At 42.2% G+C, this 20,790-nt stretch carries 16 protein-coding genes and 1 pseudogene; 6 read left to right on the top strand and 11 right to left on the bottom strand.

Translation table 11 applies throughout. The annotated features are described in order from the left end of the window. Positions 1–776 precede the first annotated feature (776 nt). Positions 777–1,559 (top strand): annotated as a pseudogene (locus ITG09_02375) (hypothetical protein). Next, positions 1,552–2,676 carry an ImmA/IrrE family metallo-endopeptidase gene (locus tag ITG09_02370; GenBank protein ID UPR52517.1) on the top strand — a complete coding sequence of 375 codons (1,125 nt, stop codon included), beginning with the start codon at positions 1,552–1,554 and terminating at the stop codon, positions 2,674–2,676. Before ITG09_02375 ends, ITG09_02370 begins: the two are co-directional and overlap by 8 nt. Before the next feature lie 477 nt (positions 2,677–3,153). Here ITG09_02370 and ITG09_02365 read toward each other — a convergent pair whose 3' ends face one another. The 6 genes from ITG09_02365 to ITG09_02340 form a co-directional block, all read right to left on the bottom strand. Further along, positions 3,154–4,596, bottom strand: coding sequence for an ATP-binding protein (locus tag ITG09_02365; protein ID UPR53570.1), 1,443 nt, complete (start codon positions 4,594–4,596; stop codon positions 3,154–3,156). Positions 4,597–4,624: 28 nt separating this feature from the next. Beyond that, positions 4,625–5,662 (bottom strand): DNA polymerase I, encoded by a 1,038-nt coding sequence (locus ITG09_02360; GenBank protein ID UPR52516.1) that lies wholly within the window; start codon positions 5,660–5,662, stop codon positions 4,625–4,627. A gap of 45 nt (positions 5,663–5,707) precedes the next feature. After that, positions 5,708–6,478, bottom strand: coding sequence for a hypothetical protein (locus tag ITG09_02355; protein ID UPR52515.1), 771 nt, complete (start codon positions 6,476–6,478; stop codon positions 5,708–5,710). 288 nt (positions 6,479–6,766) lie between these two features. Beyond that, the gene (locus tag ITG09_02350) at positions 6,767–7,882 is read right to left on the bottom strand and encodes a hypothetical protein (GenBank protein ID UPR52514.1); all 1,116 of its coding nucleotides are present in this window, start codon (positions 7,880–7,882) and stop codon (positions 6,767–6,769) included. Positions 7,883–8,094: 212 nt separating this feature from the next. Beyond that, positions 8,095–8,274 carry a hypothetical protein gene (locus ITG09_02345; protein ID UPR52513.1) on the bottom strand — a complete coding sequence of 60 codons (180 nt, stop codon included), beginning with the start codon at positions 8,272–8,274 and terminating at the stop codon, positions 8,095–8,097. A 300-nt stretch (positions 8,275–8,574) separates the two neighbouring features. Beyond that, on the bottom strand, positions 8,575–8,841 hold the full coding sequence (locus ITG09_02340; GenBank protein ID UPR52512.1) for a hypothetical protein: 267 nt from the start codon (positions 8,839–8,841) through the stop codon (positions 8,575–8,577). 235 nt (positions 8,842–9,076) lie between these two features. Between ITG09_02340 and ITG09_02335 the strand changes: the two genes are divergently transcribed. Next, a complete protein-coding gene (locus tag ITG09_02335) occupies positions 9,077–9,949 on the top strand; it encodes a WYL domain-containing protein (protein ID UPR52511.1) in 873 nt (290 codons plus the stop codon). Between the two features lie 43 nt (positions 9,950–9,992). Here the strand turns inward: ITG09_02335 and ITG09_02330 are convergent, their stop codons facing one another. Together ITG09_02330 and ITG09_02325 are read right to left on the bottom strand one after the other, a co-directional pair. Then, on the bottom strand, positions 9,993–10,421 hold the full coding sequence (locus ITG09_02330; protein UPR52510.1) for a DUF2787 family protein: 429 nt from the start codon (positions 10,419–10,421) through the stop codon (positions 9,993–9,995). Positions 10,422–10,436: 15 nt separating this feature from the next. Beyond that, complete coding sequence (locus tag ITG09_02325; protein UPR52509.1) at positions 10,437–10,919, bottom strand: hypothetical protein; 483 nt, start codon at positions 10,917–10,919, stop codon at positions 10,437–10,439. A gap of 578 nt (positions 10,920–11,497) precedes the next feature. On the opposite strand from ITG09_02325, the gene ITG09_02320 reads away from it, so the two are divergent. Next, complete coding sequence (locus ITG09_02320; protein ID UPR52508.1) at positions 11,498–12,766, top strand: O-acetylhomoserine aminocarboxypropyltransferase/cysteine synthase; 1,269 nt, start codon at positions 11,498–11,500, stop codon at positions 12,764–12,766. 114 nt (positions 12,767–12,880) lie between these two features. Here the strand turns inward: ITG09_02320 and glmS are convergent, their stop codons facing one another. Both glmS and ITG09_02310 read right to left on the bottom strand, forming a co-directional pair. After that, positions 12,881–14,713 (bottom strand): glutamine--fructose-6-phosphate transaminase (isomerizing), encoded by a 1,833-nt coding sequence (gene glmS / locus ITG09_02315; GenBank protein UPR52507.1) that lies wholly within the window; start codon positions 14,711–14,713, stop codon positions 12,881–12,883. A gap of 107 nt (positions 14,714–14,820) precedes the next feature. Continuing rightward, positions 14,821–15,591, bottom strand: coding sequence for a DeoR family transcriptional regulator (locus tag ITG09_02310; protein ID UPR52506.1), 771 nt, complete (start codon positions 15,589–15,591; stop codon positions 14,821–14,823). 429 nt (positions 15,592–16,020) lie between these two features. On the opposite strand from ITG09_02310, the gene pykF reads away from it, so the two are divergent. Both pykF and ITG09_02300 read left to right on the top strand, forming a co-directional pair. Then, positions 16,021–17,433, top strand: coding sequence for a pyruvate kinase PykF (pykF, locus tag ITG09_02305; GenBank protein UPR52505.1), 1,413 nt, complete (start codon positions 16,021–16,023; stop codon positions 17,431–17,433). 175 nt (positions 17,434–17,608) lie between these two features. Continuing rightward, the gene (locus ITG09_02300) at positions 17,609–18,280 is read left to right on the top strand and encodes an FCD domain-containing protein (protein ID UPR52504.1); all 672 of its coding nucleotides are present in this window, start codon (positions 17,609–17,611) and stop codon (positions 18,278–18,280) included. Between the two features lie 584 nt (positions 18,281–18,864). Here the strand turns inward: ITG09_02300 and ITG09_02295 are convergent. Continuing rightward, a complete protein-coding gene (locus tag ITG09_02295) occupies positions 18,865–20,748 on the bottom strand; it encodes a sensor domain-containing diguanylate cyclase (GenBank protein ID UPR52503.1) in 1,884 nt (627 codons plus the stop codon). Positions 20,749–20,790: the final 42 nt, after the last annotated feature.

Raw genomic sequence — 20,790 nt, 5'->3', positions numbered from 1 at the left:
GAGATTCACCCTAGAACCACTCCTAGCGTTGAGACTACTGATTCCAGTATAAATACCAGTCCAGTGATTAGCCTTCGTTTCTGGTTCTGTGGTTCACTGCTGCTGACGACTAACCTAAATCACTTAAGAGATATCAGACCGATTACCCCTGAGGGTAATCGGTCATCATTGTTCAACAGTCATCTGGTTCTAATCTTCGGTGCTGAGTCTCCTGACTGATCTCAGCTAGAACTCCATCTAGGTATCTCATTTATATCTATATAAATTACTGAACCTAATGGAACGGAATGTTGGTTATATTTTTGTTGGTTTAGTCGGGAAATTTTTCTGGGGTTCTGTTCTGGTGTTGAGTGGTATGTATCTAGCGCAGAATCGTGTCGTACAGATAAGAGAGGTTACTGATGGTTGATATTAGCCTGAGGTAGATTTATGGGTTCTGTGGTGATTAGGTGGAGTGTTTTAGTGGTGCTAATGGAATCGTGCTTACAGGAAGTAATCAAAGACCGGATATGGAAAGGACTAGAAAAGATAAAGGCCCATGAATTTCTTCATGAGCCTTATCGGAATTTGGTGGCCCCTCCCAGATTTGAACTGGGGACCGAACGATTATGAGCCAAGCTTCAGTCCTGTAATCAACATAGTAACCCTGCCCCGAATCACTCTGAAATCCACCAGCAGAATCACATCACCTGATTATCCGCAAGATTTCTCTGACGTCGACGACGGGGATTATGGGGTTGGAGGGGATGACTTAGTACGACGACGCCGACGAGGTTATGGGGTTAAAGTTGGGTGGAAAGACAGGATTACTTCATTTCTTGTTTTACAACCTCGATCGAGGTTATAATATAGGAAATGAGATTAAAGGAAACGATATGAACTCAGCGCTAGCAAATAACATTCAAAACGAACCGACCCTTGAAGTCGAAAATACTAATCGATCGCACTTAATAGCTAACATCCTACACATAAAGGAAGCTTTGCTACGTGGTTTAAGTGCCCGAAAAAGAATGACTGAAAACAACCCACTTACCAGTGGTGGCCAATATTTTTATGGGGATACAATTCGTGCTCTGCGCGAACTGCTAAAACCATATGGATATGTTAGGGAATCAATTCGGAATGTTGAGCTGACTATCAATCAAGAGCAAGGGATTGCAATCTACCTTTGCAGTGCGTGTGATCAAACAGGAAACTCAGCAGGCTTCCCTCAATCTGTTACAGACAAAGGTGATTTTACTCTTGACCTACTAAACCTTAAGTTCGAAGAAAGTCTCAACTATGATCTGTTTCCAGAAACACTCCCTGAATCAAATCCAAATAATAAGCTAAATAGTGAAGTTTGGTTCCTCCTTCATTATTTTGATAAAAATAACAATAAGGTTTCCGCTGAATTAGTAAGACCTGTATCCTATAATAAGAGAGGTTACGTGACAGGATTTGATCTTGAAAATCGTATAATTATTGACATGGACAACGAAGACATCGTTGATTCACAGGTTGATTTTAATGATGAAATTGACTTTGATATCGAAGAAGTAAGTAACGACAATGTTTAACTCATTAAGACTAAAAATTGCTAGAGAAAGAAGAGGATTAACAAAAAAGGCGTTAGCCGAATTCACAGGGATCACAACGAGAACACTTTCTACATATGAAAACAGTGGCCTTCTAGATACAACAGACTCAACTTTAGTAAATCGAATAGCAGACATTCTCAATTACCCTATTGAATTCTTCTATGCTGATAATCCTGAACAAATAGTAAAAGAAGGCGTAAGCTTTCGCGCTATGACTAAACTGAGTGCATCTAAAAGGGATGCAGCCCTAAGTGCGGGTACATTAGCTGTTGAATTTAACACATGGTTAGAAAGTCGGTTCAATTTGAAACAACATGATATTTTAGATTGCAGTAACGAAGATTTTGCTGATCCAGAAAGCGCAGCCCAATTGTTACGTGAACATTGGGGGTTAGGTGAACTATCGATTTCCAATATAATCCACCTATTAGAGTCGAAAGGAGTTCGCGTATTTTCTCTAACAGAAAACTGTGTCGAGGTAGATGCTTTCTCATTTTGGTTAGACGAAAAGCCTTTTGTCTTTCTTAATACTATGAAAACCCCAGAACGCAGTCGTTTCGATGCAGCCCATGAGCTAGGGCATTTAGTGCTACACAAGCATGCATCTAATAATGGACGCCAAGCTGAAGAACAAGCTGATCGATTCGCATCAGCATTTCTAATGCCTAAGGGAAGCATTCTGGCAAAAGTCCCTTCATACCCTTCGCTAAGCCAACTTTTAAAGTTAAAAAAGCATTGGAAGGTTTCATTAGCAGCTCTCATTCGAAGAACTTTCGACTTGGGACTATCTTCTGAATGGCATTATCGTCAACTAAATATCGAGTTATCAAATTCTTACGGGAGAAAATCAGAGCCCGAAGGTCTAGAAAGCAGGGAAACCTCTCTGGTACTTCAAAAGGTTTTCAATAAATTGAGAGAAAAGAATGTATCGCGCAACGAAATATTGAGTGAACTAAAGCTGCCTCAGGATGAACTCTCAGCTCTAACATTCAACAATCCATTTTTTATGCTTCAGACGGTTGTCTCAAAAGTTAAAAGTCAAAAAGCTTCTATTTCAAGTCATACAACTCAACCGACCCTAAGAGTAGTAAATTAATAGAAACTCCTGTAAAGGGATCTTTATCTTGATCCCTAAAACTACCTATTTATAGCACTTGCTAACTCGTATGACATGCGTTCGAGCAATAAAAGCAACCATTTGATTTTGGGTAAATCCTTTTGGCAGCTTGTACTGCAGGACTGCACGAAACAAAGTCACCCAAATAATGCCTATTGTGCTCCAATGGCATACGAGAACAACCTAGCTTATGAACTTCATGGTCGCCATTAGCTTGCTGATTTTTATTAACATAATATCTTGCCATAATTACCTCTATATTGATTTAAAAAACCAATATACAACCGTACACACAACCAATACGTGACAGCAATCCAACATATAAATTAAGTATTATAAAAAATCATTTGATAAATCGTGTCGTTGTCGACAGGAAAAACCTCTCACGATTCAGATACAAAAAAGCCCACTCAGCATTAGAATGGGCTTCAATCAATATGATGTTCAAGGTTACGATTAAGCAGCTAGAGGCTTACCTGACACCATCACATAACGCTCGGTATCTCGACCTATCTTAAAATAAATTCCGTTGGCATTAAGACTGCTTTCTTGAGCTTTAAGCTTGCTTGTTAGTGCAGCAGCGCCTCGTGGTAAGTACATCGGGTTTTCATGATGCTGCAATGTTTCCAATAAGCGAGATGGAGTTGCTTTCCAAATTTTATCGTTCGCTGCTGATTTGATGAGCTTTTGCATAGCAACCGTAAGGCTGTCATCTTCTGTACCTGAGGCCATGATATTTCTCACATTCAACTTATAGGCTTTCTGTAACTTGCCCTCACCTAACCCCAGCACTTTCTCAATCGCAGCAAGCCACTTTGCAAAGTCCATCATACGAGCCGGATACTTCACTTTAGCACTTTTCTCTTCAACCAATGTTTTCGACGCCAACGTCAACAGTGAACCAAAAATTTCAGGTAATGCTGCTTCTAACTCCTGTTTTAGTAAACCTTCGGGCTTACGTTTGTCCTCTTCCATAGGAACAAGCGCGACCTTAAAGCAACGTGAGGCCAAATCTGATTCGGTCACAAAATTATGAATACCATTAAGCAATAAAGGAGCATGTAAGAGTAGTGAAGTTAATCCATCATCGGAATACAAGGTACGAGAAGCAATATTACCCTTAGTTGCAGTCGTACAGAGCATATCACTTTGGTCTTTCGTGAGCTTACGTAAGTTGTCATACACACCTAAAAACATACTGTTAACTTGAATGGCAAAGTCTTGTTCACGTCTTGGCATTCGCAATCCATCAAGGCTACTTGGGTCCAATAAAGTACGCGTGACACTGTTGGAGAAGAAACTTTTGCCTGAGCCCTTTTCGCCTTGAATAAGCAATATTGGATAAGGGACACCGCATTCTTTCGGATGGGCCAAGATGTAAGTCATGTAAGCCACTAACTGAAAGAATGTGTTTTGGTCTGTATTAATGAACGGTTTTAGCCGTGCAATGCCACTTTTAATCGAAGTGAATTCAGGAGTCACCATAGGTTTCATGTCTTTAGGGCGACTAAATACCACTGATTTTGTTTTAGCATTAGGTTTACTCAGTACTTCTACATTACCTGCCGAAAGGTTGATGATTTCACCTTTATCATTACACAGGTCGATTATTACTGACGCTTTATCTTTGGACAGTGCATTGCGAATTTCAATGGTAATCGGTGCTTTTTCATAGTCCCATACCATACTCTCTAGTTCTTCAATAATTTCATCAATATCTGCTGCCTTAAGGCGCGCTCCAAGGTTACGAGCAATCTTGCGAAGTACAGGCTTGAATTTCTTACTCTTAATGTTTATAGCCTCTGTTGATGCACCTTTTCTTACCAACATATAAACTTGATCTTTCTCATCTACACACAAGTTTTGCTCTGGGTTTACGGCTTCAATAATGTCGTCCATTGATATTGTGTTTTTTGATTTACTCATTTCATTCATCTCTGATCATCGCGGGTAGTTGCATTTCCACCTGCACATTTAATTTAAATCCATCCAATACCTCGGCGCTGGCGTCGGTTAACGCCTTTTTCGCTTGCCTAAGTTGATAGTCGTATTTATCGGTTTCTAACTGCACCAAGAATGAATCATGGTTGGTCAGTAGTACGGGGAGCTTGGCCTTGTCTAGGTTGAAGCAAGCTCGCCGCATAATGTCCGCACCTGTCGCCTGTATAGGCCAATTGCGTATTGTTAGCGTGTTAATTTCTTGGGTAATTCCCATGCGCCAATCTAATGAGCGTATCTCGCCTTGCCGCTTGGCTTTTAAGGCTTCACCGTCAAGGTAATAATCAATTGGGCTTAGGGTTTTCTTAAGCACCATCAGCCAGTTCATGACGTTTGATTGTGGTTGAGATAGCTCGTGCGCTATACGCTTTATGCTCGCTCCGTAAAGCTGCATGACTATTAATGTCTTTAATTCCGTGCGTGTTAATGCATTGCCCGTTACTGTTTCTATGAGTAATTCATAAATATCGCCTTGTTCATATAAGTTAAGTAATTTCATGCACTTTGCTTTCTGCGCGGCTATCATTGGCTCTTGTTGGTCATAATCTAAGAGCACATAACAATATCCTTGTTGGGGGCTCAGTAAGCCTTGCCAATGCTGTTTTGGTATCAGATTTAAGGCACTTCCTGATGTGGTATCTCTGCCTGTTTTAGTACCGAAGACATTCACTACTTGGCGGTGCCAATCACCGCTTAAATCATGAATCAGGCTAGCTTTAAATCCGACTAGCTGACTCACTAGAGCTAGGCTTCGGTTTGACTTTTTCTTACTGTATTTCGCTATCTTTCGATTGAGGTAATCAACATCAATGCGAATTGCAGGACGGTGATTAACATGAGCTAGATACCGTTTAATATTCACCAGTACCGCACAAGGGATTGTTTCCCCGAATGCAGATACTTGTTGCACTACATGTTGAGGAACCACCTTACGTGCCAGAGCGACATTAAGTTGTCTTGATAGCACGTAAGCATGTGGCTTACCTTCAATGCAATGTCTTGCAGCTATGATTCATGCCGCTTCTTCGTTGATATCAATATCATCAAGTGAAATCTCTTCAAACTCTAGCTCATCCTCATCAAGGTATATGTCTTCAAGTTCGAGTTCATTTTTAACTGAACTGACAGGCTGCTGAATCTCCTGTAATTCTTCAAGGGAACCAGATTTAGGCAAATTAGCCTCTACCGCGTCGGTGTCGTCGAGTAGTTCAATCTCAGGTTCGTCGACAGCGTCAATCGTTGGACTGTTTTTTAATTTTCCGACTAGTGCAGGGTGATTGAGGTCAGCAATTTCATATTGACCGAATGCGTTAGCGTAAGCTTGCTGTACATCTTCATCGGTAATAACAATTGGTGTAATACCTGTTGCTTTATGCGCCTCGTAAACCTTAGCTATAACGTCACGCTTGGCGATAACAGGTGATGTTTGCGCTTGCATAAGCAATTCATAGTTAGACACATGCCATGAGTTCTTCGTCTTAGCTGGTATCATGATGCTCTTTAGCTCGCCACTTTCTGTTTTGACTACATGGAGTACTTTAGTGCGGTAATGCTTGCGATCTAAATGTTCGATTAGATCAGGGTCTACGATGAACTGCACTTTGTAGTCAGTGTTTTTATACTGCTCCTCAATAACAACTAATTCAGCCACACCAAGTTTGCTGTGAAATGCTTCATCTTCACTTGGCACTTTAATATATGCGGCCTGCTCAGGTGCATCGTACTGCTCAGTGATTGATTTAATTGCTAGCGCTTTCTTTATGGATTTATTAAGTAATGACATTTTGCTTATCCTTTTGATTGATTTTCATTCATGCTGTGAACGATTCAGTGCATGTAGTGCGTCACTTGTCGACAGATGTAATTACAACCCAAATGGGTTATTTAAGCTGTCATCTGTGGTCCAGCTATTGCCTATCAGCCTTTCGTTATTTCAGCTTTTCCGCTGACAAATGCAGTATCCTTTAATTCAACCAATCCGGCTGTCATCTCTGCTCCGGCTTATGGAAAGCAAAAAAAAGAGAAGCCGTTAAGCTTCTCCCTTTCAATTCAGTATCAATGTTTATACGTATTAACTGCCACGTTGACTCATTGCTATCAATTTACCATTAATGAACCCTTCACTTTCTTTATTCTTATTCCACTTGGATAGTTCATTTTTTAAATCCAAAAAACGCTTGTCTATTAGATCATTTTTTTCAGCTTCACTTTTACAGTAGCTAAGTAAATGCATGTTATCTCGATAGAAAAAACGATCATCTTTCGCAATGACACGGGCTAAATCTGACAGACTCATTGGGTTTACCTTTAAATAAGAATAGGCCCATGCCTTGATAAATAGCCAACGATAAGCCGCTTTTGTGCTGTCTGCTTTGAGATTGCCATTGAGTCTGACGTAAATATACTCTGCTGGCAGTTGTAGCATTTCTTTTCTAACCTTCTTTCTACCAGCAGCGCAATCTGATTTTAACGCTAGACGATGAGTCAGAATCAAGTCAACAACATTAATGATACCGTGGTCATATTCAACTAGTTCATTACCTAATTTATTAACGCACACTTGCGTAAATAATTGTGAATATAACGGCAGTTCTCCTTCGTAGAGTTGCAATACCGCTTTAGCTAGCCAATCATACTTTGCTCCGTTACTTAGCGCCTTAGTCCCACCTAGTTCCATATCCTCACAAAGAGACAGTCTAATAAGTTCATCACCAATTTGATCTGATTGCTCGATGAGCATACTGACATCATCTTCTGTTATCTTGGCTAAAGGATCAGATAAGTGTTTATAAATTATGTAATCCCACAATTGGCAACATCGTTTACTTAAACCTTTCAGCTCAGCTATCAAGCTAGGTTTATCTTCAAGACGCAAAAAATCATTCTTGATTGAATCAACAGTTTTATCCGCTTTTTTACCGTAAGATTTTTGCAACATTAAATGAGCATCAAGCTTGTAACTATTAAGGAGGTCTTCGCTGAAGAGACTTGCCGCGAACACGCAGTACCCATCATCATTTCCAGGAAGGTATTCAACGGTTATTGCTTCCTCGAAAAAGTCAGCATTTTCGTAACTAGGTTCTTCACCAATCTTTAGGTAAGAGAGCTGTTGATGAAAATCAGCAATGTACTTTTCATATGCATTTAAGTCGGGATCGTCAGGGCTAATTGTATAGTTATTTATCATTGTGCGAGCATATTCGATAAGTGGCTTATTATTTGATTATACTTAAATATATTAATGAGTAGTATCAGCCTATACGCAAACTAATATCTATATATAACTGTCTATCTGAATGGCACAGCACAGCTTAATATGACTAGGAGGTTTCAACTCCCACCATCTGCGTCGTCGACAAAAAAAAGCAGAGGTTATCCCCTGCTCATCACACTTGCCCGTCAATCATCAATAACTTCGTCGGCGACGACACCAATTACGTACCCAACGATACCCCCAATTAATATGGAATATGGGTATGGACCATACCTAGCACCAATGGCAGCGCCGACTTGAGCCCCACGGATAGCAGTGTTCTTTTTTGATTGGGATGATGATTGTGAGAATGTTTTACTTTGCATACTTCCCTACCTCTTTATATAGATATGAAAAAGGGCCATGCTCAATGAAGAACATGACCCTTTGGAGTTTTTGTTAATGCCGCTTTAGTGAGAGTGACCGCACACCTGACAGCTGCCATCATCATAAGCACGTTCACCACATGCAGGACAGGTTGTAACTAGTGTTGTAATTGATTTAATCGCCATGTTAAGGCTCCTTGTTGTTGGTTGATTAGGGTGTTGCGGAGTTCATTGATACCTCAGCCTAGAGAGTTCCAATTTCGAAACTGAGATATCGTGAGCCAAGCTCCGCAACAAAATTTATTGTGCTTTACCTTTCTGGGTATCTGGGCCGCATTTCGCCGTATCAGTGACATGACCATTCATGGTTCCACAGACATCCGCTTTCCATTGCACGATGACACCGTAAGACGCTGTATTCTGAATACCTGCCTTGCCATTCCATTGAGGCTCTAGCAGCTCTTTCATTTTCGAGATATCGCCCGGATTACCACCGAACGTGCCACCTGCGAATACTGAAGATGCGAAAAGCGAAGTTAGACCTAGCAGGATGATTGATGTTTTCATTTTTGTTTTTTCCTTGAAGATTGCATGCCCTCTTTCTAAGAAGACATCTGTTGATTAGTTTGAAGGTGTGGACTGACAGGTGGTGTCAGTTGGTAAAATTAATTTGAGGAATAACGGCAGGGCTTAGGTTTCGTGGGCTATGAAACCTATAGCAAAATCGGTCACTTACTCATGACTATCGGGAAATAATGATGACTGACACTACCTGTCAGCGAATCAGTACATCATTGGTGATATGAATAAGAGTGAGAAGTTAGCCTACCGATTGAGTCAGATACTTTCCCGATTACATTCAGGAGAGAAACTGAGCCTTATCGACTTACAGCAGGAATTTGGAGTACATGAACGAACTGTACTTCGAGATTTCAGTCGACTGGCATTTCTACCTATCGAAAGAGAGGATGGATATTACTTCTTAAAGCAATTAGATCATCGTAATCCTAAAGCTCTTTTAACTCTGAACTCACTATCGAGTATGGGAGTAGATAAGTTGTTTCCAGATAGAGCAGTCATGACTCAGGCACTAAGCCATAAGACACAATCTATTCTTTTCCGTCATTTACCTATCGAAGATTCCAGTTGCTTTCAGACAACATTACGTGTCATTGCGAACGCTATTCATCAGCGAAACACTCTAACCTTAACGTGTCAGCGTCGTCGTTATCATCGGGTTGAGCCTTACCAACTCATTAACGAACATGGAATTTGGCATTTGGTTTCAGTGCTTAGGAACCAATCACATTCATTTCGAGTGGCAGAGATTTCAGAGTTAGTTCAACACGATGATATTTACACTCCCTCCCCTAGCTTCAACGAGAAACTAACCAGAGAAGAATTACACTGGAATACTCAGGGTATTGTAGAGGTCATCGCTCAGGTTGGTTCTAGTCGAATTGATGATTACCAGAAGTTAGAACAACCTATGGCAATTCAAGTGCTGAAAGAGTTGGGTTATGGCTCGACACTTATAAGCATTGAGACATCAGATATTCACGCATTAATGCCAGTCCTCAAATCTTGGCTACCTGATATCGATGTAATTTCTCCATCATGGGTAAAACAAGCCTTGGTTAGAGATATTGAAGCCTATCTAGCGACTTGTTCATGAGTAGGTTTATCGACGGCGTCGTCATTACGTCGACGACGACACCCTAATCTATCGAAACTTCTATCTCATCGAAGCAGTCCATTCCGACGTAGCTTAGGAAATTGGTTTCCCACATCGAATAGAACTCAGCGACACTGGATTCAATAATGGGAACTTCACCCATGTAACGGATGTAAGCCACACCGTGACCAAAATCAAAGTCGATTTCTTTCTCAAGTTCAGGCATCAATCCACAGTAACTAAAGTCAGTGATGTAGTTGAAAACCCATTGGTCGTTAAGCCTAGTGATACGAATCTCGACAGGGTGATACCCTCCACTTTCAGGACAGTAAGCACGTTCTCGAAAATTGATGGTTACAGCATGGGTTGACGGGGTTAGTTTCTTAGAGCGATCAATAACCATGTTAATTACATCTTGAAGGTCGGTACTAATTGGTAGCACTAGACGCTCTTTATCGAAGACTAAATTCATAATGAGATCCTTCTGTTATTTTTTCTGGGTAGGTTTGATGTGATTAACGAGATCGAGAAGCTCCTTTTTCCTATCTTGGTATTTCTCTGAAACGACATGTAGGTAAATAGACGACTCAGCTTTCACGGCTAAACCTAGGCCACGAACGATAGCGGCACAGAAGCCCTGATTGTTAGCGGAGCCAGAAGAATAGAGGGATTTGTAGACCTGACTTTTCCATGGTTTATCACCCTGAGATTCGATAACCTCGAATAACTTAGAACATGGAATCCATTGTTTTGAATGTAACCCTGCCCCACCACTTTGTCCGGAAATTCGGAAATAGAGTTGGTCATCCTCACTGTTTTGAGCAATCTCGAAGAGGACTTTCCCTTGAGATTTTGAACCTAGTTTGTCTGCATCCCCTGATTTGAGGATGTTCGAGAATGGATTGTGTTTTGACGTATATTTAGATGCATCAACTTCTGTATTCGCTGTACTGCCTTTAGATTGGTTCATAGAAACTTTCCTTTATTTATTGAACTAGAAAGAAGAACCTCACCGTTACGAATCGGTAAAAGTTATTCTAATTCAATAATATAAATTCATTTCTAGACTTATTACGCCTAGGATTCCTTCCTGTCTTTTCCTGTCCGGTTCCTGTCTTTCCACCCAACTTTAACCCCATAACCTCGTCGGCGTCGTCGTACTAAGTCATCCCCTCCAACCCCATAATCCCCGTCGTCGACGTCAGAGAAATCTTGCGGATAATCAGGTGATGTGATTCTGCTGGTGGATTTCAGAGTGATTCGGGGCAGGGTTACTATGTTGATTACAGGACTGAAGCTTGGCTCATAATCGTTCGGTCCCCAGTTCAAATCTGGGAGGGGCCACCAAATTAGAAAAGCCAGAACAGTTCACGCTGCTCTGGCTTTTTGCTTTTCTAGATCTGGACAACTCACGCTGTATTCCCTACAAATACCGAATCGCCCCGCACACAGTTCCAATTGCTTCTCTGTGACTAAGCTTACTTTTCTTTTATAAAAAAGGCGGCAATATGAACGTACATAAATCGTTCAATAGTTCAGGGAAGACACATGAAAGACGAAACACTCTCGATTCACTTCGGTTACGAAACCGATCCAACAACTAAATCCGTTGCCACACCTATTTACCAAACCGTAGCTTACGAATTCGATGATGCACAACACGGTGCCGACCTGTTTAACCTTGCGGTGCCAGGCAATATCTACACTCGCATAATGAACCCAACCAACGATGTGTTGGAAAAACGTATGGCGGCCTTAGAAGGCGGGATTGCTGGCTTAGTCGTGAGTGCGGGCAGCGCCGCGATCAACTACGCGATTCAAACGTTGGCACAGATCGGTGACAACATTGTCTCCACACCTCAGCTTTACGGCGGCACGTACACCCTATTTGCTCACATGCTACCAAACCAAGGAATTGAAGTTCGCTTTGCTAAAGATGACAAACCAGAAAGCTTAGCAGCACTGATCGATGAAAAAACCAAGGCGGTTTACTGCGAAAGTATCGGTAACCCGGCAGGTAATATCATCGACTTAGAGCGTGTCGCAGAGCTTGCTCACGCACAAGGTGTGCCTGTGATTGTCGATAACACAGTAGCGACACCAGTGCTTTGCAAGCCTATCGATTTTGGCGCTGACATCGTGGTTCACTCACTCACCAAGTACGTTGGTGGTCACGGTACAACCTTAGGCGGCGTGATTGTCGACTCAGGTAAATTCCCATGGGCAGAACACAAAGATCGCTTCCCTGTGTTTAATCAGCCAGAGCCTTCTTACCATGGTGTGGTTTATACCGAAGCCTTTGGTGAGGCTGCGTTTATCGGTCGTGCTAGAACGGTTCCACTACGCAATACAGGCGCCGCACTGTCGCCAATGAATGCTTTCATGCTGATGCAAGGCTTAGAGACGTTGTCGCTACGCATGGAGCGACACACAGAGAACGCATTGAAAGTGGCGGAGTACCTCAGCCAACATGAGAAAGTCAGTTGGGTAAGCTACGCTGGCTTGCCTAGCTCAGAATTCTACCCGCTTGCTGAAAAGTACATGCAAGGTAAGCCATCGGCTATTTTATCTTTTGGTTTGAAGGACGGCTATGAAGCAGGTGTTCGCTTCTATGATGCGCTACAAATCTTCAAGCGCCTAGTGAACATTGGCGACGCCAAGTCTCTTGCTTGTCATCCTGCATCCACAACACACCGTCAATTAAGTGAAGCTGAACAAAAACAGGCTGGTGTGTCACCAGAGATGATTCGCCTTTCAGTCGGTATTGAGCACATCGAAGATATCTTGGCTGATCTGGAGCAAGCTCTTAACGCTTAATCAAGGTAGCGACGCCTAGATATTAAAGTCTCATGCAGCATGAAAAGTAACAGGTACAAAAAAGCCCATCACTGGATGGGCTTCTTATTATCTATTTCTTAGATAAGCTGTCGATTACTCAACGGTTACCGCTTTCGCTAGGTTACGAGGTTGGTCAACATCGGTACCTTTGATTAGCGCTACGTGGTAAGACAGCAGCTGCATCGGTACTGTGTAGTAAATAGGTGCCGTTACTTCACTTACGTGAGGCATCTTGATGATCTTCATGTTCTCATCGCTTTCAAAGCCTGCGTCTTGGTCAGCGAATACGTAAAGTAGACCGCCACGAGCACGTACTTCTTCAACGTTTGATTTCAGCTTCTCTAGTAGGTCATTGCTTGGTGCAATTACCACTACAGGCATATCTGCATCAATAAGTGCTAGAGGACCGTGCTTAAGCTCACCTGCTGCGTATGCTTCAGCGTGAATGTAAGAGATCTCTTTCAGCTTCAGAGATGCTTCCATTGCGATTGGGTAGAACTCGCCACGACCTAGGAACAATGTGTGGTGCTTATCAGCAAAGTCAGGTGCTAGCGCTTCGATCTCTTTATCGAATGCTAGAGCTTGCTCGATAGCCGTTGGTAGCTCATGCAGCGCTTTAACGATTTCCGCTTCTTTCTCTTCATTGATGCGGCCTTGTAGGCGACCAATTGACGTAACCATCATCAGCATTGCTGCTAGTTGAGTTGTGAAAGCCTTAGTAGAAGCTACACCGATCTCTGTTCCTGCACGAGTCATGAAAGCAAAGTCAGATTCACGAACCAGCGAAGAACCCGCAACGTTACAGATAGTCATTGCTGACATATAGCCTTTCTCTTTTGCAAGACGAAGTGCAGCAAGCGTATCAGCCGTTTCGCCAGATTGAGATAAAGTTACCAATAGGCTGTTCGGGCGCACAACGAAGTCACGGTAACGGAATTCAGAGGCAATCTCTACGTCACAGCTTACGCCAGCTAGAGATTCAAACCAGTAACGCGCTGCCATACCTGAGTTGTAAGATGTACCACATGCGATGATCTGCACATGTTCAACCTTGCTTAGGATCTCTTCCGCTTTAACACCAATCGCGTTAGTGATGACCGAAGTCTCAGAGATACGGCCTTCCATTGTGTTGATTAGCGCTGTTGGTTGCTCAAAGATCTCTTTCTGCATGAAGTGACGGTATTGACCTTTGTCACCAGCGTCGTGTTCAGCGTTTGATTCAACGATTTCACGCTCAACACGCTCACCCGCTACATCAAATACCGTAACATCACGACGAGTTACCTCGGCAACATCACCTTCTTCTAGGTACATGAAGCGACGAGTTACGCTTAATAGCGCCAGTTGGTCAGAAGCAAGGAAGTTCTCACCGACACCAAAACCGATAACAATCGGGCTACCAGAACGAGCTACAACAATACGGCTAGGATCTTTGCGATCAACCGCTACCGTACCGTATGCACCGTCTAATTGTTTTGCTGTTTTCTGTAGCGCTTCAACCAAAGAAGCTGAGGTGCGAAGTTCCCACTCAACTAAGTGAGCAATAACTTCTGTATCCGTTTGTGAAGTAAATACGTAACCACGCTCTTGAAGAAGAGCACGCAGTGCTTCGTGGTTTTCGATAATACCATTGTGTACAACCGCAATATCACCAGACATGTGTGGGTGTGCGTTCGCTTCAGATGGCTCACCGTGTGTCGCCCAACGTGTATGAGCGATACCTGTACCGCCAATCACTTGTTGTTCTTCTACTGCGTCAGCCAGCTCTTGTACTTTACCTAGACGGCGCACACGAGTTAGATTAGATTCAGTATCAACCACAGCAACACCTGCTGAATCATAACCTCGGTATTCTAAACGGCGAAGGCCTTCTACTAAGATTTCAGCTACATCACGCTGTGCTACTGCACCAACAATTCCACACATAGTTTCACTCCATCAATTTTGTTTTATTCCTATTGGCAGCAAGCAAAGGCCATATCTTTATTAAGATCAATTATAGGAAGGTAAATGCATAATATTTAAATTTGTTTTTACGCTGGATCAGTCAGGATCACGCGAACATCATGTGATTCGATACTTGTTTTGGATTCTTCACCCAAGTCTGTATCGGTAATTAAGATGTCAATGTGTTCCCATGCCAGCTCTAAGTTCGGGATCTTTCGTCCCACTTTTTCCGACTCAACCATCACAATCACTTCTCGTGACACTTCAGCCATAACTTTACTCAGGCCAATCAATTCATTGAATGTGGTTGTGCCTCTGTCGAGGTCGATACCATCAGCCCCGATAAACAGTTGGTCAAAATCGTAAGCACGCAGTACTGACTCAGCAACTTTGCCTTGGAAAGAATCCGAATGTGTATCCCAAGTACCACCCGTCATTAATAATGTCGGTTCACTTTCAAGCTCATTAAGCGCATTAGCCACATGCAATGAGTTGGTCATAACAACCAAACCACGCTTAGTATTAAGTTGCTGGATTAGGGCACCAGTCGTGCTACCACTATCAATCACAATACGATTATGGTCACGAATCAAATCTGCAGCGGCTTTTGCTAGTGAAATCTTTCGAGTCGAAACTTGTTGACCCAGTTCTTCGCTCACAACCTCTTTCGGTAATGAAATCGCACCACCATAACGGCGCAAAAGCTGACCGTTTTTCTCCAAAGACGCCAAGTCCTTTCTAATAGTGACTTCTGAGGTTTCAAACTTAGCGGATAATTCATCAACACTAACCTCCCCCTTTTCATTCACTAGGTTAGAAATTGCATGTCTTCTGAGCTGAGTGTTTCGTTTCGACATTTAAAAAAGGCCAGTAAGTTTCGATATGAAACATATTATAGTTACAACGAAACTATTTAGTCCATTTATTTTGATCCAAAAAATTAATAAATAGCGATGAAACCTTGTCCTAAGACAATTGTTAAGCAGTGATATTGAAGTCATTAGGTGGTAGAATCCGCACCCGAAAAGAAAAAAAATTACAGAACTGACCGTTATTTTTCTGCAACTTTCACCTGATATGTTGGTATAAGTCACAGAAACACAGCGTTGAATCAAAATCTTTTAGTCATAAAATGACTAAAATTGATGAAAGACTTACAACTCTGAAGGACATATTGGAAGTCCCGCGCTTTTACACAACAGGCACAAAATGTTGATGTAGCGGACCAATCTTCAGAACTTAAATAAATTTCAAATTGTAACAATACTTACCGGAGAGTACCTTCCATGAAAAAGACCAAAATCGTATGTACGATTGGCCCTAAAACTGAATCTGTAGAGAAGCTAACTGAACTAGTAGATGCTGGCATGAACGTTATGCGTCTTAACTTCTCTCACGGTGATTTCGCAGAACACGGCACTCGTATCGCGAACTTCCGTAAAGTAATGGAAAACAAAGGTGAGCAACTTGCTATCCTTCTAGATACTAAAGGTCCTGAAATCCGTACTATCAAACTTGAAGATGGTAACGACGTAGATCTAGTAGCTGGTCAAGAGTTCACTTTCACAACTGACGCAACAGTTGTTGGTAACAAAGACGTAGTAGCAGTAACGTACCTAGGCTTCGCTAAAGACCTATCAGCAGGTAACACTATTCTTGTTGATGACGGCCTAATCGAAATGGAAGTTATCGCAACAACAGAAACTGAAGTTAAGTGTAAAGTTCTTAACAACGGTGCTCTAGGCGAAAACAAAGGTGTTAACCTTCCTGGCGTTTCTGTTCAACTTCCAGCTCTTTCTGAGAAAGACAAAGCTGACCTTAAGTTTGGTTGTGAGCAAGGCGTTGATTTCGTAGCTGCTTCTTTCATCCGTAAAGAAGACGACGTTAAAGAAATCCGTGAGCTTCTAAACGCTAACGGTGGCGAAAACATCCACATCATTTCTAAGATTGAAAACCAAGAAGGTGTAGATAACTTCGATTCAATCCTTGAAGCTTCTGATGGCATCATGGTTGCTCGTGGTGACCTAGGTGTTGAAATCCCAGCAGAAGAAGTAATCTTCGCTCAAAAAATGATGATCGAGAAGTGTAACCGTGCACGTAAGATGGTTATCACTGCAACTCAAATGCTTGACTCTATGATCAGCAACCCACGTCCAACTCGTGCTGAAGCGGGTGACGTTGCGAACGCAATCATGGATGGTACTGATGCAGTAATGCTTTCTGGCGAAACTGCTAAAGGTAAGTACCCAGTTGAAGCTGTAACTATCATGGCTCAAATCGCGAACCGCACTGATTCAGCTCTTAAAGCTGAGCTAGGTTCTCGTCTAGACAGCCCACGTCTACGCATCACTGAAGCAGTATGTAAAGGCGCTGTAGACACAGCAGAGAAGCTAGCTGCTCCTCTAATCGTTGTTGCAACTGAAGGCGGTAAGTCTGCACGTTCAGTACGTAAGTACTTCCCAACTGCAAACATCCTTGCTCTAACAACTAACGAAAAGACAGCTGCACAGCTAGTTCTTACTAAAGGTGTTAAGCCAGTTCTTGTTGACTCTATCGAGAACACAGACGCGTTCTACATCAACGGTAAAGAAATCGCTCTACAATCTGGCCTAGGTAACAAAGGCGACATCGTAGTTATGGTTTCTGGTGCTCTAGTAGCTTCTGGTACTACAAACACGGCATCTGTTCACGTTCTATAAGAATGAACCGATTCGCATAAAATATAAAAGAGGGCTTCGGCCCTCTTTTTTTATGAAACTAAATCTTGCCTAACTTTTCAGTACGCTGTATTATCAATCACAATAGAACTACGTACTGTTAACTTCCAATTGGCTCTTTCTAAGAGACGGATTAGCAGACTAGAAATCAATATACATGAGGTTTGTAATGTCTAGTCCTACGCTCACTGACAAAGTATCAAAGATGATTCGCCAAGATATTCTTAATGGTGAGTTAACCCCAGGTCAAAAGCTTGTTGTTGCTGATCTAAAAGCACGCTACAACGTCGGCGCATCCCCTATTCGCGAAGCCTTGGTACAGTTATCTTGGAGCAAATACGTAAAGCTAGAGCCACAAAAAGGCTGCTGGGTATCTCCTGTATCAAAGAAAGAACTGAATGACCTATACGAAAGCCTTCGTGTTGTATCATCTGTTCTGCTTAAAAAAGCGATTTCAGCGGGTGATGAGAGTTGGGAACTGGATGTACTAACGTCTTACCACAAACTGTCGCGAGTGCAGTACGTATCTGAAGAGTTTGATTGTGTTGAGTGGGAAGAACGCCACCAGCAATTCCATGTAGCATTACTTGAAGGTGCAGATTCAGAGAACATGTTTAAGTTCTTTGATGACCTAATTAACCAAGTAAAACGTTACCGCTTCCTAGCTATGTCTGCAGAAAGCGCGTCTGATGATCTGTTCAATATTGATGAGCACGAAATGATCATGAAGCTAGTACTATCTAAAAATGTAGAACAAGCGACAGAACTGCTTGATCAACACTTGCTAGGTTCAATGAAACGAATTGAAGAAGTTATCGAAGCGGCATAACGCCAAGATAGATTCTAACCAAATAAAAACGGAGCCCAATGGCTCCGTTTTTTTGTTTCCAGTATTACGACTGAACTACCACCCAAAAAACTCTTTGTGATGAGTATTAAGCAGCACAACCATAGGTAAAAAATACAAAGCACTCAATTGAAAGCCAAGAATGGCTAATGTGCCTATGGTTAACCTCACTAAAAAATCGACAAACATACCACGCCTCTTTTAACCAGACTGTATGATCCCCAAACTCTTGCTCCAGCTAACCTAATTCTACTGCTGCCTTTCAAATCATTGAAAAAGCTAGCTAATCAGTTGAATTAAGTTAACGGTGTCATCCTTCTACATCTGGTAAACACTCTATTTATTACACCGTTAAGCACGGTGTAATCTGAAGCAAGGTAGTTTACTTATTGTTCAGTTTAGCTCAAATTATCACCAACATTAGACTTTAGTCTAACTGTATAGATTTTGTGACATAGGTCGCTCAAAAGTGAGATTCTTAATAAAAAGAAGGGAAGGTAAAATCAATCGGAAAGCAGCTTAAAGAGATTAGTCAGACAGAAGAAAGAAACTAAATAGGCAGAAAGCTAAGCAACATCAGCATGGCTAGGACACATAGAGACCGTATTGCGACCAGAGGATTTCGATTCATAAAGCCCGACATCGGCACATTTGTATGAGCGAGTGCTGTTACTGGTTAAATCTGTAAAGCCAACACTCACCGTTACCTTAGTTCCGGCTGCTAGCTCAATCTCAATTCGCAAGCGATCCAATACGCGCTTTGCTTCCGGCAATGAGGTGTGTGGCATCAAGAGTGCAAACTCTTCTCCTCCGACACGAGCAACAAAGTCGGTACTACGAAGGCTATCTTGTAGTAGCTTAGCCACACCAGCAATCACACGGTCACCTTCGTCGTGGCCAAGCTCGTCATTGATTCGCTTGAAGTTATCGATGTCGACTAAGGCTAAGCAAGTGGTTGATTCGTTCGGGTAACGCTCAACTAAGCGAGAGTAGTAAGCCAACTGCTCTTCGAACTTTCGTCGGTTCCAAAGGTTACTCAAAGAGTCACGTTCACTTAAAATCCTCAAACGCACTTCAAGCTCCTTCCTTACGGAAATATCAACCAGCGAAGTGATGTAGTAACTGACTTTGCCCGAGTTGTTTTTGACCGCATGCACTCGCATGATCGCAGTAAAAGGAATACGCAGTTTGTTCTTACACTGAACCTCCCCTTCCCATACTTCTTCTTGCTCTAAATGACTCCAGATAGCCGAACTTGAGAGCACTTGGTCAGTATTCTCAAGCAACAGTTGCAATGCATTCTGACCGATAACTTGTTTTTTACAGTACCCAGTCATGTTCTCAAATTCGTTGTTGATCATCATTGTGCGGTGCTGCTTGTCAGAGATCATCACTGCCGACATGCCATTCAATGCGGCGCGCGCCAATTTACTCTCCAGACTTCGGCGTCGGTAGTGCGTCACAAGGTAAGCAAACGGAAAGGCGAATATCAGCACCGTTAGCAACACAAACACTTCTTCTTGAGAGAGGTCACTTAAACTCGGTTCTGCCCGATCCATCAATTGTTTCTGATTAAGTTGAATCAGCAAATGAACCTTTTGACTGTTCGCGAGCATAACCGTGTTAAAGGCGAATAAATTGCCATCTTCAAAAACGTATCCCACTTGATCATTGGAGATCGCATCCCACGTCTTAGGCGCGATATTTTGCAGGTTGTAGCCTTTTCTTTCTGGAATAGAGTCTCCGAACAACTTGCCGCTGTTGTTACTCGCGATAAAGTAACCCGCTTCATTAAGAACTTCCGCTCTAAGATCGTTATCAGGTGAAAAGCTAAGACGTGACGATAAACCCCATACATCGAGATTAATGACAAGATAACCCACTCTTTTGTCAGGGGTTTCTACAGGGGTAAAGACACGGATTACAGGCATATAAGGAAAGGTGACTTCACCATGTTCCGCTTCAAGCTCAATGCCCCAACCGCCAATCTGTTCAGCTTCTAGTTTTTGAGCGTATTGGAAGTAGTTAGAATCTGATCTATCTTGCAGTTGTTGAGGTAACGTCACCCTACCGGTATCAGAGGAATAGTTAACCCGCACCAGTTCTTTGCCTGTGATATCTAACAGATGAATTTGTGTATACCACTTCTGGTTTACAAGAACAGATTGCCAGACCTCTTCAAGTAGATGTTTGGTTTGGTCAGAGGGAGAAGAAGCAAAGTTAACCAAGCTCTGGCTATGACTGAGTAGCTCCATTACCGAGACTAACTGAGTCTTGAGAAGATCATAATCCCGCTTGGCATATACTAACTGATGTACGGCTTGTTTAGCCGAGTAGTCAAAGCTCTGCTGTTTTACTTCTTTGTAACGCTGCAAATAATACAGACATACTGCAGAAGACAATATGATAGAGATAATCAGCAATGTAATTATTGATCTTTTATTTCGCATTGCTAACTCAGATGAATGAAAGTGCAGCGCAGGATTATAGCA

The sequence above is a fragment of the Vibrio cyclitrophicus genome (genome assembly GCA_023206055.1).
Classification (GTDB): domain Bacteria; phylum Pseudomonadota; class Gammaproteobacteria; order Enterobacterales; family Vibrionaceae; genus Vibrio; species Vibrio cyclitrophicus_A.
This window is presented reverse-complemented; position numbering and strand designations above follow the sequence as displayed.

Bases quoted from the DNA above. Each gene is read 5' to 3' on its own strand.
- ITG09_02345 (UPR52513.1), bottom strand. From the start codon at position 8,274: ATGCAAAGTAAAACATTCTCACAATCATCATCCCAATCAAAAAAGAAC.
- ITG09_02370 (UPR52517.1), top strand. From the start codon at position 1,552: ATGTTTAACTCATTAAGACTAAAAATTGCTAGAGAAAGAAGAGGATTA.
- ITG09_02310 (UPR52506.1), bottom strand. From the start codon at position 15,591: ATGTCGAAACGAAACACTCAGCTCAGAAGACATGCAATTTCTAACCTA.
- ITG09_02340 (UPR52512.1), bottom strand. From the start codon at position 8,841: ATGAAAACATCAATCATCCTGCTAGGTCTAACTTCGCTTTTCGCATCT.
- ITG09_02295 (UPR52503.1), bottom strand. From the start codon at position 20,748: ATGCGAAATAAAAGATCAATAATTACATTGCTGATTATCTCTATCATA.
- ITG09_02355 (UPR52515.1), bottom strand. From the start codon at position 6,478: ATGTCATTACTTAATAAATCCATAAAGAAAGCGCTAGCAATTAAATCA.
- ITG09_02325 (UPR52509.1), bottom strand. From the start codon at position 10,919: ATGAACCAATCTAAAGGCAGTACAGCGAATACAGAAGTTGATGCATCT.
- ITG09_02350 (UPR52514.1), bottom strand. From the start codon at position 7,882: ATGATAAATAACTATACAATTAGCCCTGACGATCCCGACTTAAATGCA.
- pykF (UPR52505.1), top strand. From the start codon at position 16,021: ATGAAAAAGACCAAAATCGTATGTACGATTGGCCCTAAAACTGAATCT.
- ITG09_02300 (UPR52504.1), top strand. From the start codon at position 17,609: ATGAGGTTTGTAATGTCTAGTCCTACGCTCACTGACAAAGTATCAAAG.
- ITG09_02365 (UPR53570.1), bottom strand. From the start codon at position 4,596: ATGGACGACATTATTGAAGCCGTAAACCCAGAGCAAAACTTGTGTGTA.
- ITG09_02335 (UPR52511.1), top strand. From the start codon at position 9,077: ATGAATAAGAGTGAGAAGTTAGCCTACCGATTGAGTCAGATACTTTCC.
- ITG09_02320 (UPR52508.1), top strand. From the start codon at position 11,498: ATGAAAGACGAAACACTCTCGATTCACTTCGGTTACGAAACCGATCCA.
- glmS (UPR52507.1), bottom strand. From the start codon at position 14,713: ATGTGTGGAATTGTTGGTGCAGTAGCACAGCGTGATGTAGCTGAAATC.
- ITG09_02330 (UPR52510.1), bottom strand. From the start codon at position 10,421: ATGAATTTAGTCTTCGATAAAGAGCGTCTAGTGCTACCAATTAGTACC.